Source organism: Saccharopolyspora terrae, from assembly GCF_004348435.1.
GTDB classification, from domain to species: domain Bacteria; phylum Actinomycetota; class Actinomycetes; order Mycobacteriales; family Pseudonocardiaceae; genus Saccharopolyspora; species Saccharopolyspora endophytica.
The window spans coordinates 102,864-115,816 of record NZ_SMKS01000005.1; the positions used below are offsets into that span (position 1 = coordinate 102,864).

14 protein-coding genes are annotated in these 12,953 nt (G+C 69.6%); 6 read left to right on the top strand and 8 right to left on the bottom strand.

Annotated features, from left to right (window positions below):
* The first annotated feature begins 77 nt into the window (after window positions 1–77).
* Both E1181_RS05475 and E1181_RS05480 read left to right on the top strand, forming a co-directional pair.
* A complete protein-coding gene (locus E1181_RS05475) occupies window positions 78–713 on the top strand; it encodes a TetR/AcrR family transcriptional regulator (protein WP_235876418.1) in 636 nt (211 codons plus the stop codon).
* A 515-nt stretch (window positions 714–1,228) separates the two neighbouring features.
* A complete protein-coding gene (locus tag E1181_RS05480; RefSeq protein ID WP_165944520.1) occupies window positions 1,229–2,821 on the top strand; it encodes a DUF4241 domain-containing protein in 1,593 nt (530 codons plus the stop codon).
* A gap of 32 nt (window positions 2,822–2,853) precedes the next feature.
* Here the strand turns inward: E1181_RS05480 and E1181_RS05485 are convergent, their stop codons facing one another.
* The 4 genes from E1181_RS05485 to E1181_RS05495 are packed head-to-tail and all read right to left on the bottom strand — an operon-like array spanning window position 2,854 to window position 5,433.
* On the bottom strand, window positions 2,854–3,570 hold the full coding sequence (locus E1181_RS05485; RefSeq protein ID WP_132672796.1) for a hypothetical protein: 717 nt from the start codon (window positions 3,568–3,570) through the stop codon (window positions 2,854–2,856).
* A 41-nt stretch (window positions 3,571–3,611) separates the two neighbouring features.
* Entirely contained in the window at window positions 3,612–3,737 is a 126-nt protein-coding gene (locus E1181_RS32840; RefSeq protein ID WP_165944528.1) for a TetR/AcrR family transcriptional regulator, read from the bottom strand.
* Between the two features lie 39 nt (window positions 3,738–3,776).
* Entirely contained in the window at window positions 3,777–4,859 is a 1,083-nt protein-coding gene (locus E1181_RS05490; protein WP_132672797.1) for a winged helix DNA-binding domain-containing protein, read from the bottom strand.
* A gap of 4 nt (window positions 4,860–4,863) precedes the next feature.
* Entirely contained in the window at window positions 4,864–5,433 is a 570-nt protein-coding gene (locus E1181_RS05495) for a DinB family protein (RefSeq protein ID WP_132672798.1), read from the bottom strand.
* 62 nt (window positions 5,434–5,495) lie between these two features.
* On the opposite strand from E1181_RS05495, the gene E1181_RS05500 reads away from it, so the two are divergent.
* On the top strand, window positions 5,496–6,446 hold the full coding sequence (locus E1181_RS05500; RefSeq protein ID WP_132672799.1) for a helix-turn-helix transcriptional regulator: 951 nt from the start codon (window positions 5,496–5,498) through the stop codon (window positions 6,444–6,446).
* Window positions 6,447–6,460: 14 nt separating this feature from the next.
* On the opposite strand, the gene E1181_RS32515 is transcribed toward E1181_RS05500, so the two are convergent.
* The 3 genes from E1181_RS32515 to E1181_RS05510 form a co-directional block, all read right to left on the bottom strand.
* Window positions 6,461–6,583 (bottom strand): hypothetical protein, encoded by a 123-nt coding sequence (locus E1181_RS32515; RefSeq protein WP_268952431.1) that lies wholly within the window; start codon window positions 6,581–6,583, stop codon window positions 6,461–6,463.
* Window positions 6,584–6,785: 202 nt separating this feature from the next.
* Window positions 6,786–7,439: a response regulator gene (locus tag E1181_RS05505; protein WP_132672800.1), complete on the bottom strand. Its 654-nt coding sequence runs from the start codon at window positions 7,437–7,439 to the stop codon at window positions 6,786–6,788.
* Complete coding sequence (locus E1181_RS05510; RefSeq protein ID WP_235876420.1) at window positions 7,436–8,407, bottom strand: HAMP domain-containing sensor histidine kinase; 972 nt, start codon at window positions 8,405–8,407, stop codon at window positions 7,436–7,438. Before E1181_RS05510 ends, E1181_RS05505 begins: the two co-directional genes overlap by 4 nt.
* A gap of 132 nt (window positions 8,408–8,539) precedes the next feature.
* On the opposite strand from E1181_RS05510, the gene E1181_RS05515 reads away from it, so the two are divergent.
* From E1181_RS05515 to E1181_RS05525, 3 genes are all read left to right on the top strand, one after another.
* Complete coding sequence (locus E1181_RS05515; protein WP_268952432.1) at window positions 8,540–9,658, top strand: acyltransferase family protein; 1,119 nt, start codon at window positions 8,540–8,542, stop codon at window positions 9,656–9,658.
* A gap of 7 nt (window positions 9,659–9,665) precedes the next feature.
* Window positions 9,666–10,688 carry an LLM class flavin-dependent oxidoreductase gene (locus E1181_RS05520; protein ID WP_132672802.1) on the top strand — a complete coding sequence of 341 codons (1,023 nt, stop codon included), beginning with the start codon at window positions 9,666–9,668 and terminating at the stop codon, window positions 10,686–10,688.
* Between the two features lie 175 nt (window positions 10,689–10,863).
* A complete protein-coding gene (locus tag E1181_RS05525; RefSeq protein WP_132672803.1) occupies window positions 10,864–12,150 on the top strand; it encodes an SLC13 family permease in 1,287 nt (428 codons plus the stop codon).
* Window positions 12,151–12,156: 6 nt separating this feature from the next.
* Here the strand turns inward: E1181_RS05525 and E1181_RS05530 are convergent, their stop codons facing one another.
* The gene (locus E1181_RS05530) at window positions 12,157–12,927 is read right to left on the bottom strand and encodes an aminoglycoside 3'-phosphotransferase (protein WP_235876421.1); all 771 of its coding nucleotides are present in this window, start codon (window positions 12,925–12,927) and stop codon (window positions 12,157–12,159) included.
* Window positions 12,928–12,953 lie beyond the last annotated feature (26 nt).

The window sequence follows — 12,953 nt, forward strand, 5'->3', positions numbered from 1 at the left end:
CGCGATGCGATCGGCGATCGACTCTGCCATTTCGCTGACGCGGTGTCCAGTGAGTTGGCAGCTGTATTGTCGGGGCCGTGACCGACACCGAGCGCCTGACGCTGAGGCAGCAGCAGAAGCAGCAGACCCGTGCCGCGCTGCTGGAGGCGGCCCGCCGACTGTTCGTCGAGCGCGGCTACGCGGCGGTCACGGTCGACGACGTCACCTCCGAGGTCGGCTGCAGCCGAGCGACCTTCTACCTGCACTTCAACGGCAAACCCGACGTCCTGCGGCGGATCGGCGCTGAAACGACGCAGCAGCGCGCGGCCTCGGTCTACGCCGACCTGGACGCGGTCCTGGCCAGCGGTTCGCGGGACCGGTTCACCGAGTGGCTGCGCCGCGCCCTCCACTGGTTCGAGGCGAACCGCGACATCCTGCCGGTGTGGGACGAGGCGGTGGCTCTGGAGCCCTCCTTCCGGCCGATCGCGACGGCAGCGGTCGCCGAGCTGCCCGCCGCGATGCCGCGATACCTGCAGCGGTGGGGCGCCTCGCGCGGCGATGAGGCGCGCTTGCGGGTCGGACTGCTGGTGACTCAGCTGGAGCGCTTCTTCACCCGCTGGGCGGTTCAGGGCACGTTGGACACCACCGACACCGATCCCGCGGAAACGCTCACCGACATCTGGTACCCGGCGCTGCTGCCACCCGAGGAACGTCACTCGGCCGAGCAATCCTGAAACAGGTTACGGCCCACACCGTTTCACTGAGTGATCGTCTTGATCACCCTATTTAGCGATGCGTTTTCGCTCGCGTTTTCGAACGCCGTCGGGCATCATTTAGCACATGAGTTCGAAGCTGATTTCCTCCGCGACCACTCGTCCCGACGCCCGCGGTCAACCGTCCACAGTGCTCATCCGCCGGATGAACCCGGCTTGGTGCGGCTGGTTGAACGCACCCTCGGCAGCGCTCGATGAGCCATCCAGATCACGAGACCCGCCATTCCTCGGCGGAGAACACCACTCCGACCCCAAGGTCGGTTGACCCAACATTTTTGCGGCACTCGTTGTTTGATAACTGCAGAGTGGGAAAACTCGGAACCTGGGGCATCCTGCGGTCGCCGCGCGAGTCCAGCGGATTCGCGCGGCGACCGCCCGGGGCGGGCGTTCGGCCGAACCCGATTCGCGTGGGGCGAACCGAACGCGACTCGTGCCACGTGTGGAGAACAACCCGACATCACAACGGAAGAGCCCCCATGCCGATCCCCGCCCCTGACTTCGACCAGATCTTCACCGACGGATCCCGCCACTCGATCCCCAAGCTCGGCGACGCCACCGTTCAGCTGCGCCAGGAGACCTCGCTGTGGATGCCCTCCGGGAAGGTCTACGCCGGCGAGCCCTTCATGTTCGGTTCGTCCGACGACGGAGCGTTCGTGCAGGAGGTTCCCCCAGGCACCTACCCGGTCGTGCTCGCCGAGGCCCGGTTCGGCGAGCCCGATCAGTTCAGCTGGTACCAGGCCGTGGCAGCGATCAAGATCCAGGTTCGCGACGAGCCGGCGACCTCCTGGGAGATGGCGCTGGTGGGTGACCAGGACGCCTCGACCCTGGACGGCGACTCCTTCTTCGGCTACCCCGTCGACGGCGGCACCGGTGGTTTCATCGACGCGGCGAACCTGTCCTTCTGCGACGACGAGGAGTACGTTGACCGCGTGCTGGAGGCCCTGGAAGAACGGGACTGCACGGGCACGGGACGACTCGCCGACGAGCAGGACCGCACGGTGGTCGTCGTGTGCTCCTCCGGCGGCGGGGACGGCCACTACCCGACCTGGGTGGGGCGCAACGCCGACGGCGAGATCACCTGCTTCGTCACGGACTTCTTCATCCTGACCGACGACGGTGACGACGACGGCGAAGACGGCGGTCCGCTCGACGCGCCGGACTACGCACCGGGCGATTACGCCACCGGCCACGAGATGCGCGCCGGGCAGACGCTGCGCCGCGAATCCCTCACCTCGGAGAACGGCCGGTTCTCATTGGTCCACCAGGACGACGGCAACATCGTGCTCTACGAGAACGAGTCGATGCGGGCGTGGTGGGCCTCGAACACCTGCGGCGCGGACACCGCCCTCTGCGCGCTGCGCGAGACCGACGGCCTCGCGCTCTTCTCCCCCAGCGGCAGGCGGATCTGGTCCACCGGCGCGGTCCGACCGGCCGCCAAGCTCGTGGTGCGCGACTGCGGCGACGTCACCATCACCGACGTCGACGGCGAGATCGTCTGGACCTCCGACAGCACTGCGTCCGTCCCCGGCGGCCCGCCGGCGATCGGTGACCGGATGCTTCCCGGCCAGACCCTGGGACGCCAGTCGCTGACCTCCCCGTCCGGCCGTCACACGCTGACCCACCAGGACGACGGGAACCTGGTCCTCTACAGCAACGAGGGGCGTGGTGCGCTCTGGGCGTCGGACACCCAGTTCCGCGGGACCGGCCGCTGCAAGCTCCTCGACGACGGCGACCTCGTCCTCTACGACCGGCGCGGCGGCGCCGTGTGGTCCACCGGCACGGCGGGCAATCCGGGAGCGCACCTGACCGTCGGCGACGACGGTCTTGAACTCCGCAACACCGACGACGTCGTCGTCTGGAGCGTCCGCACCACCCCGGGAACGCAGGTCACCGACGGGCACTCCCCGCTGTCGGCCGCCATGTCGGCGATCGCACCGTCCGCCCTGACGATGGCCGAGCCTCTGCAACCGCTCGTGACCGCCGAGCTGACCGCGGCCACGCCGGCAATCCCCATGGGGCAGTCGGTTCCGGCCCAGGAACGCGTTCCGGCGGAGCCGTCGGAGAGCTGACCTCGGCCCTCCCGGTCACGACTTGATGGTGGTCACTCCGCTGCGGCGATCGACTGCGGCTTCGCGGGTTCCTCGTCGTCGACCTTGTCCTCGCCCCGGCGGCGGAAGAACTGGAACCCGGGGATGCCGGCGATCGCCCGGCGGACGTCGTAGGTGACTTCGAGGAGCTCGTGGATCTCGGGACCGACTCGGTCCAGGGTCCGCAGGATCGGCAGGATGTCGGTGAGGATGTGCTCGGTGAGCTGCGGAAGCTCGTCGACCAGGCGGATCGCCGCATCGACCTCGGCGTCGGAGAGCTCCTCGACGAACCTGTCCACCAGCGGTGCGGCCTTCTTGGCCGTGGGCGAGTACAGCGAGAGGAGCTCGTCGGCGTTGGCCGAGGTGCGCTGGGCCTCGGCGACGGTCTTGGCCGCGTCGTCGCAGATCCCGTTCGCCCGCCGCACGACCGATTCCGCCATGGTCGAGACCTGGCCGGCTGCGGCCACGATGGGAGCGGCCGCCACGGCGACCGCGCGGGCGTCCTGGATCGTCTCCTCGGCGTCGGCGACGGTTCCGCCGGCGCGCTGGACCAGGTCTTCCACCTGATCCACCACCGTGGAGATGCGGCCGACCAGCTTCTCAGTCTCACCGAGAAGACCCAGCACCCGGACCGGAGCGGTTGCGGCGGCCGTGGCCGTTTCGGCTGCCCAGCCCACCGTGGACTTCGCCAGGCCGAGGACGTCAGAGGGCGTCGGTACGCGGAACACCATGGCCTCCACTGTGCACACCGGTAGGGATCGACGCCACCATCTCACGGCGCATCGGTGGTCAGGAAATGGGCCAGCACAGGCCGCAACCAGCGGATGAGCGTCGCGTCACCCATGTCGACCAGCGGCGGCGTGCCGACGACGTAGCGGGAGACGGCGACCCCGAGCAGCCGGGAGCCGTCGCTCGGGGTGCTCCGCTCCCGGACCGGCTAGGTCAGGCGGGCGCGGTCGGTCTCGCCGTCGGAGAGGAACAACGCCAGCGCGCTCCCCTGCTCGACCAGCTCCGCACGTTGGCCGCGCGAGAAGGTGTGCAGCGCAGCGATGTTCACGGTCTCGTCGGCGACCTTCCAGGTGCCGGCGACGCGGCCGTCCACCAGCACGACGCGTTCGCCGGCCACCGACAGACCTCGGTGCTCGTCGTCGATGATCCGACTGCGGTCGTCGTAACCGAGGATGGCGTTGTCGAACGCGGGCAGGAACCGCACGGGCGCGGGCACGTCCGGGTCCGGGCGCGGCGCGTCGGGCAGATCCAGCAGCTCACGCCCGCGTTCGTCCCGGAAGGACACGAGCTCGTCACGCACCGCCTTCACCGCGCCCGGCAGGCCGGCCAACCCCGACCAGGCGCGGATGTCGGCGGTGGCGGCCGGGCCGAACGCGGCGAGGTAACGGCGCACCAGGTCCCTGCCGACCTGGTCGTCGGGTGACTCCTGGTCGACGTCCCGGCCCAACCAAGCGGAAACCGGCAGGTAGCGGGCCGCCCCGCTGGTCCGCCACAGACCTCGCGGCGGCAGCTGCACCACGGGAACCAGGGCTCCGACCACGGCTTCGCCCAGAGCGCGGAGGCTCTGCTCGGGCCAGCGGTGGGCGATCGCTTTCGCGAGCTCGGACTGCGAATGCGGTTCGCCCTCCGCCAGCACCTCCCGGCCCGCGGCCGCGAGCTCGCCGAGGTCGACCTCCGCGAGCTCGCGCCGGTAGACGCCCAGGACCCGCTGCAACAGCATCGCGTCGTGCCGGGACCGCCAGGACAGGACGTCCTCGGCGGCCAGCAGGTGCATGGTGCGGCGCATCAGGTGCGTCCGCACCACTCGCCGGCGGGTCAGCAGCTCCGAGAGCTCCGCCGGATCGAAGACGCGCAGCCGGGACCAGAGGCCGACGAAAGGCTCCTGCGGGTCCTGTGCCTGCACGCCGCACAGGTGCGCCACGGCATCGCGCGGTGCAAGGTCCGCGGGTTGGAGCAGGAGCTGCCGGGCCAGCGTCGCGCGGTTGAGCGCGCGGGTGTCGAGAACGGTCATGCGCTCAGGTGGTCGTCTGGCCGTCGATGGTCTCGCGGATGATGTCCGCGTGTCCGGCGTGCTGCGCGATCTCGGAGATCACGTGCAGCAGCACGCGGCGGGCGCTGAGCTCGGTACCGGGTTCGTTCCAGGGCGCGTCGGGCACCGGGTGCGTGATCAGCAGGTCGGGCAGCGCGGTCACGATCTCCTCGGTGCGGGCGGCGACGTCCTCGCAGCGCTGCACGATTCCTTCGAGGCTGTCACCCGGCAGCATCTGGAAATCGTTGATCCGGTCGGTCATCCACTGCGGGTACTCGCGCGCGGTGCCGGCCTCGATGTCGCCCCAGGTCACTCCGTCGGGCAGCGCGAAGGACATCGCCGACGACCCGTCGGTGATGAACCGCAGCCACGACTCCTCGGTGCTCGCGACGTGCTTGACGATCCCGCCGAGGCACAGCTCGCTCTTGGTCGGGCGTTCGCCCAGCTGTTCGTCGGTCAGTCCCCGGACGGTGTTGAGCAACTGGCCGCGCACGGTGGCGAGCTCAGCGAGCAGGTCAGCCTTTTCAACGTCGAGTGCGGTGTTGGAAGCAGTCATGAGAGCAGCTTGACACCGGTAGCGGTCAGGTTCTGTCCGCTACTGCGGGCACGATGGGGTACATGCGGAAAACTTCGACGCGGTTGCTGTCGTTGCTGTCGCTGCTCCAGGCGCGCCGGGACTGGCCCGGTTCGGTGCTCGCCGAGCGCCTGGAGGTCAGCGACCGCACGGTTAGGCGCGATGTCGACCGGCTGCGGGAGCTGGGCTACCCGATCGCGGCGATCAAAGGACCTGACGGCGGCTATCGGCTGGAAGCGGGCAGCAACCTGCCGCCGCTGCTGTTCGACGACGACCAGGCGGTCGCGCTCGCGATCGCGTTGCGCATCGCGACCACGGCGGGAGCGGGCATCGAGGAGGCCGCCGCCCGCGCGCTGATCACCCTCCGCCAGGTGATGCCCTCGCGGCTCCGCCACCGGATCGATTCGTTGCAGATCACCGCGGTCGAGCGCAGCACCGCCCAGCGCGTCAACAGCGATGTCCTGATGGCCCTGAGCATCGCGGTGCACGCTCGGGAGGAGCTCCGGTTCGACTACACCGGCTCGTCCGCGCCTCGCCGGACGCAGCCGCACCACCTGATCACCTGGGGCGGTCGCTGGTACCTCGTCGCCTGGGACCTGGACCGCGATGACTGGCGCACCTTCCGCGCCGATCGGATCACCCCGCGCGTCCCGACGGGTCCGCGCTTCACCCGGCGCGAACTCCCCGGCGGCGACGTGGCCGCCTTCGTCAGGGCCAGGTTCCAGGGGGCTGAAACATGGCCGTGCCAAGGAGAGGTCGTCCTCGACCTGCCCGCGGGGACGGTCTCCCGCTACACCTACGACGGCGTGGTCGAGGAGCTGACCGACGACCGCTGCAAGCTCACGCTGGGTTCGTGGTCGTGGAAGGCACTGGCCGCAGAGCTCGGGAAGTACGACGCGGACGTGGAGGTCATCGGACCACCGGAGCTCAGAACCGCCTTCTCCCAACTCGCCGACCGCTACACCCGGGCAGCGGCGGGCGCACCGAATCCCTAGGCCGGGTTGCCGTTTCAGGCTCCTCGTTGGTTCCCCCTGCTACCGATGTAGGGGTGAACGGCGGCCCGGCCGGCGGCTGCCCCGTAGCGGCAGGCCAGCAGGAGGTAGACGGTCAGGATTTTCGGTCGAGCGGTCACGATTTCCGAACTCCTTCTCTGATGCGATGTTTCGCACTTCAGTGGTACCGCATGATCACTAAACTGCGGACGAGCGCAAAGCGTTTCGTCGCTTTTTAACCCGCACGAACGATCGGATTCGACCTCCCGGAGCGCGGGCGCACCACCCGGTCGTGCGCGAAAGTCGTTTCGTGAAGAACATTCTCGTACATGCCGTGATGGATCACGGTTCGATGAGCCCCGCACGGATCGCGTAGCGGGTGAGTTCCAGCCGGTCCTTCATGCCCAGCTTCGCCATGAGGTTGGAGCGGTGGCGCTCGACCGTCTTGATGCTGATGACGAGCAGGTCGGCGATCTCCTTCGAGGAGTGCCCCTCGGCGACGAGCTTGAGGATCTCCTCCTCCCGGTCGGTGATGGCCCGCTCGGGAACGGCCTCCCCCTGGCCCGCGCGGTCGAGGTAGCTGCGGATCAGCGAGGTCACCGCCCCCGGGTACAGGAACGGTTCGCCGCGCATGGCCGCGCGGCACGCCTCCACCAGGTCGCGGTCGGCGACGGACTTGAGCACGTAGCCGGACGCACCGGACTTGAGCGCCTCGAACAGGTACTGCTCGTTGTCGTACATCGTCAGGATCAGGATGCGCAGGTCCGGCTGCAGCCGGGTGAGCTGCCGGGCGGCCTGCAACCCGGTCAGCCTGGGCATGGCGATGTCCAGGATCGCCAGGTCCAACTCCTCCGCCTGCGCGAGCTCGACGGCCTCGGCCCCGTCGCCGGCCTCGGCCACGACGGCGAGGTCGGGTTCGTTGTCGAGGATCAGCCGAACTCCGCGACGGACCAGCACGTGATCATCGGCCAGCAGGATGCGGGTCGTGTCGGTCATCGCCCGCCCCCGGTGTTGATCGGCACGTCGAGCCGGACTTCCGTGCCGCCCTCGGCGACCGGTTCGACGGCCAGCGTCGCCCCGGCCAGCAGCGCGCGCTCCCGCATCCCCCGGATGCCGGCGCCTTCCGGGGAGTCCCCGATTCCCGCGCCGTTGTCCCGCACCCGCAGACGGACCTCCGAAGGCTCCACCTGCACCAGCAGGTGGATGCGGGTCGCACCGGAGTGCCGGACCGCGTTGGTGATGCTCTCCTGCGCCACTCGGTAGATGACCAGCTCGACCTCTTCTCCCAGCTCCGGCAGCTCGCCCTCGATCCGGCACCGGGCGGCGACGCCGTGGACCTCGCCGGTGAGCGACTTCAGCGCGCTGGCCAGGCCGAGCTCCTCCAGCACCCCGGGACGCAGCCGCCGGGCGATGCGGCGGATCTCGTCCAGGCTGTCGCGGGTCGTCTCCTGCACCTGGTGCAGCGCGTCGGACACCGCCTCGGGCGCCTCGTCCGCGACCCGCCTGAGCTCCAGCAGCACCGCGGTCAGGCTCTGCCCGATCTCGTCGTGGAGCTCGCGGGCGATGCGGCGGCGCTCGGCCTCCTGCGCGGACAGCGCCCGGGCGTTGCTGGTGGCGCGCTCGAACTCCAGCCGGTCCAGCATCGCGTTGAACGCCATGATCAGGTCGGCGATGCCCCCGTGCCCGGACACCGGCGGCCGCGATCCCGGCCGCAGCAGGTCGATGGTGGTCATCGCGCGGGTCAGCCGCCGCAGCGGCAGGAACCCGATGCGCAGCAGCACCGCGTTGGCCACCAGCATCGCGACCAGCCCGGCGACCAGGATCAGACCTTCGGCGGGCAGCACCGGCGTGGACACCGTGGCCGGGCTGAGCACCAGCAGCACCGTCGCTCCGGTGAGCACGGCGGCGTTGAGCAGGAACACCCGCCAGAACAAGGACACGTCCCGCACCTCCTGAACGCCCATTCGACCACCGGTCGCCCTTCGAACACCCATACGGGTCGTGCGCACCAAAAATGGGTGTCAGCCCCGATGGCCAACGGTCGCTCTCCTGGGTGAAGCTGGCTGGAGGACTAGCGCAGAGGAAGAGCGACAAGCGTGACGACAGCCGGATCCGGCGGTGGACAGAGCCGCCGGAAGATCAGCTGGGATCTTGTTCGGGCCGGTTGCGTGGTGCTGGTGATGCTCTATCACTCCACGAGCCTGAGCGTCTTCCTCCACCCCGAGCTGGAGCCGAGGACCTTCGAGTTCCCGTATCAGGTCGGGGCCAGCCTGCTGCTGGTCGTCTCCGCGTACTTCGCGTGCGTGACGATCCGCCGCGGCTCCCTGCTCCGCTACTGGTGGGGCCGCGTGGCCCGACTGCTGCCGTCGTTCCTGGCTGCCGTGGTGATCAGCTACTACGTGCTGCGGGCGTTCCCGATCGAGGGCTGGTTCTTCCCGCTGCCCGAGGACCTGCGGGCCAACCTGCTGATGCTGTGGCACTGGAAGCCGCAGTTCTACCCGTTCATCGACGGCTCGCACTGGACGGTGCCGCTGCAGCTGATGGGCTTCACCGTCGCCGCCCTGCTCTACCGGGGCTGGTGGGGCCACGGCCGCAGGATCGTGATCGTGCTGTGGGTGGCGGTGCTGGTGCCGCTGGCGCAGTGGCCGATCCGGATCGCCGAGCCGATCGACGAGACCTACCGGACCGTGGTCGACGGGGTCGGCATGCACCGCTGGCACCTGTTCGTCGCGGGAGTTGCGATCTGGATGTGGTCGGTCAAGCGCCTGACCACCCCGCACTTCGCGGCTTTGCTGGCGCTCTGCATGGCCGCGCAGGAGGTGCACAACTACACGCGCACGCCCGAAGGTCTGCTGGCCGACACCGGCTCGTCGGTGGCCGTGGCCATCGGCATGTGCCTGATCGCGCTGGTCGCGCGCTCCCCCGACATGGCGATGCCGCAGCCCGCTCGACGCGCGATCAGCTGGTTCGCCGGCATCTCCTACGGCACCTTCCTGATGCACCAGGCCATCGGCTACATCGTGCTGCGCAAGCTGCAGGACGTGGGGGTCGACACCATCACGCAGACCCTGGCGATGCTCGTGACGGGCACGCTCCTCGGGTGGATGCTGACCCGCGTGGTGGAGCAGCCGGCCCACAAGCTGCTCATGAAGCCCTTCAAGCAGGGTGGTGGCGCGCCTCGCACCCGGGAAACAAAAACGGTCGGCCCGCGTTGAACCCGGTGTGAAAAAGATCGGGTTCCTGTCCTTCGGGCACTGGTCGGCCTCGCCGCACTCGCAGACGCGCACCGCGTCGGACGCGCTGCACCAGGCCGTCGACCTCTCCGTCGCAGCGGAAGAGCTCGGCGCCGACGGCGCCTACTTCCGCGTGCACCACTTCGCGCGGCAGTACGGCTCGCCGTTCCCGCTGCTGGCGGCGATCGGCGCCCGGACCAGCCGCATCGAGATCGGCACCGGCGTGATCGACATGCGCTACGAGAACCCGCTCTACATGGCCGAGGACGCGGGTTCGGCCGACCTCCTCTCCGACGGCAGGCTGCAGCTCGGCATCAGCCGGGGTTCTCCGGAGCAGGTGATCGAGGGCTGGCGCTACTTCGGCTACCAGCCGCCGGAGGGCCAGACCGACGCGGACATGGCGCGCACCCACACCGAGGTGCTGATGGAGGTCCTCAAGGGCGAGGGGTTCGCGCAGCCCAATCCGCGGCCGATGTTCCCCAACCCGCCGGGGCTGCTGCGCGTCGAGCCGCACTCCCCCGGCCTGCGGGACCGCATCTGGTGGGGGTCGAGCTCCAACGCCACGGCGCGGTGGGCGGCGAAGCTGGGGATGAACCTGCAGAGCTCCACGCTCAAGGACGACGAGAGCGGCGAGCCGCTGCACGTCCAGCAGCGCAAGCAGATCGAGGCGTTCCGCGAGGCCTGGCGCGCCGAGGGGCACGAGCGCGAGCCGCGGGTGTCGGTCAGCCGCAGCATCTTCGCCATCGTCAACGACCTCGACGACATGTACTTCGGCGGCGACGACAACACCGAGGACAAGATCGGCAACATCGACGCCAACACCCGCGCGATCTTCGGTCGTTCCTACGCGGCGGCGCCGGACGTGCTGGTGAAGCAGCTGGCCGAGGACGAGGCGATCGCCGCAGCGGACACCCTGCTGCTCACGGTGCCCAACCAGCTGGGCGTGGACTACAACGCCCACGTCATCGACAGCATCCTCCGCCACGTGGCCCCGGAGCTCGGCTGGCGCTGATCGCACCGCAAGGCGGCCGGGCGGCCGGCGGCGTCCCGAAACTGGATGAGCCAGTTGGCCAGTTCGGTATTGACTTCGGGCTGCGTTTCACGGAAAGTGGCTGAGCCAGTGAGCCACTGTGCCGCGCACCACACCCCCTTCGTGGTGCGCGGGCCGCGCAGGCAAGGAGGCAAAGGTGCCGCCCGAAGTCATATCCATCCTGGTGCTGGTCGCCGCGTTCGTCATCGCCACGACGCTATCGGTGAACATGGGAGTCCTGTGCTTCGCAGCGGCTTTCCTGGTCGCCACGGTGTTCGGCGGGCTGTCCGAGGACGACATCTTCGACGGCTTCCCCGGGGACCTGTTCGTGGTCCTGGTGGGCGTGACGTTCCTGTTCGCGATAGCCCGGGCGAACGGCACGACCGACTGGGTGGTGCAACGCGCCGTTCGGTTGGTGGGTGGCCGGATCGCGCTGATCCCGTGGGTGATGTTCGGGATCGGCGCGCTGCTCACCGCGATCGGTGCGGTCAGCCCCGCCGCGGTGGCCATCGTGGCTCCGATCGCGCTGAACCTGGCCGCGCAGTACCGGATCAACCCGCTGCTGATGGGCGCGATGGTCGTGCACGGCACGCAGGCGGGCGGCTTCTCCCCGATCAGCATCTACGGCAGCATCGTCAACGAGGTCGTGGCCAACAGCGGCTTGCCGGGCAGTCCCCTGGTGCTGTTCCTGGGCAGCTTCGCCGCCAACGCCGTGATCGCCGGGATCGTGTTCGTGGTCTTCGGAGGCCTGCGGCTGCGCAGGGGCGCCGAGGCCCGGCGGCTCATCGCGACGGGTTCGGGCGGCGGTGCGGAGGTCCCCGACGGCGAGCCGGTCGAGGAGCTGCGGCTCAACCGCGACCGCGTGCTGACGTTGACCGGCCTGGTGGTCCTGGTGGTCACCACACTCGGCTTCGGGCTCGACGTCGGCCTGATGGCGATGAGCATCGCCGTGGTGCTCAGCGTCCTGTCGCCGAAGACGGGCAAGGCCGCGCCGAGCGAGGTCGCGTGGCCGACCGTGCTGCTGATCTGCGGTGTCCTCACCTACGTCGGCGTGCTGGAGAAGATGGGCACGATCGACTACGTGGGTCACTCGGTGGCCGGCATCGGCGTTCCGCTGCTCGCGGCGCTCCTGCTGTGCTACATCGGCGCGCTCGTGTCGGCGTTCGCCTCGTCGGTCGGCATCATGGGCGCCCTCATCCCGCTGGCGGTGCCGTTCCTGCAAACCGGCAGCGTCGGACCGATCGGCATGATCACGGCCTTCGCGGTGGCGGCCACGGTCGTCGACGTGAGCCCGTTCTCCACCAACGGCGCGATCGTGCTGGCCAACGCCAAGGACGTGGACAAGGACGCCTTCTTCCGGAAGCTCCTCATCTACGGGGGCGTCATCGTGGCAGCCACCCCGCTGGCCCTCTGGATCCTGCTGGTCCTGCCGGGTTTCGGCTGAGCGAGGTCAGTCCGCCAACCACCACAGGAGCCGGTAGTGGGCCGTGCGGTCCGGGTCGGGAGCGACGCCGTAGGCGTCCAGGAGCACCTCCTCCCAACCCGGGCCGTAGTTCCAGAGGGTGGCCCACGTGGCGACGGCGAGATCGGCCCAGCGGTCGGCCACACCGAGGCTGCCGAGGTCGACGTGGCCGGTGCACCGACCATCGTCTCCGATGAGGGTGTTGGGGGCGCAGGCGTCTCCGTGGCAGACCACCAGGCAGTCGACCGGAGGAGGTTCGGCGAGGAGGCCCAGCGCCTCGTCGATTCCGCCGATGCGGCCGAGCTCGGGTGGCCGGTCCCCCGGGTCGATCAGGCCTGCGGTGGCGCGTTGCCGAGCGCCGGCCAGCCGCGATTCGGCTGACCAGTCGAACGGGCAGTCCTCGACCGGTAGTGCCTCGTGCAGTGCGCGCAGTCCGGAACCGAGGGCGCGCACCGCGGTCTCGGGCTGGGAGATCCAGCGGTCGTCGACGGCTGAGACACCGGGCAGCCCCGCGGTGACCATCCAGTCCCCGGTGCTGTCGGAGCCGTGGTCGAGCACGCGTGGCACCGCGGCGTAGCGGCCGGCCCAGCGCAACCGCTCCACCTCGGGAACCAGCGGCAGGCCGTCGGGCGACCACTTCACGAACTGCGCGCGGGGTTCCGATCCGATCCGGAAGGTCAGTCCTCCCAGCTCGTTTCGCCACACCGCCCGAACCGGGCGGCCTCCCGCGATGGCGCGGACCACGGGTGGCGTCTCCACCGGCTCACGGGGTGCTGAAGCGATCA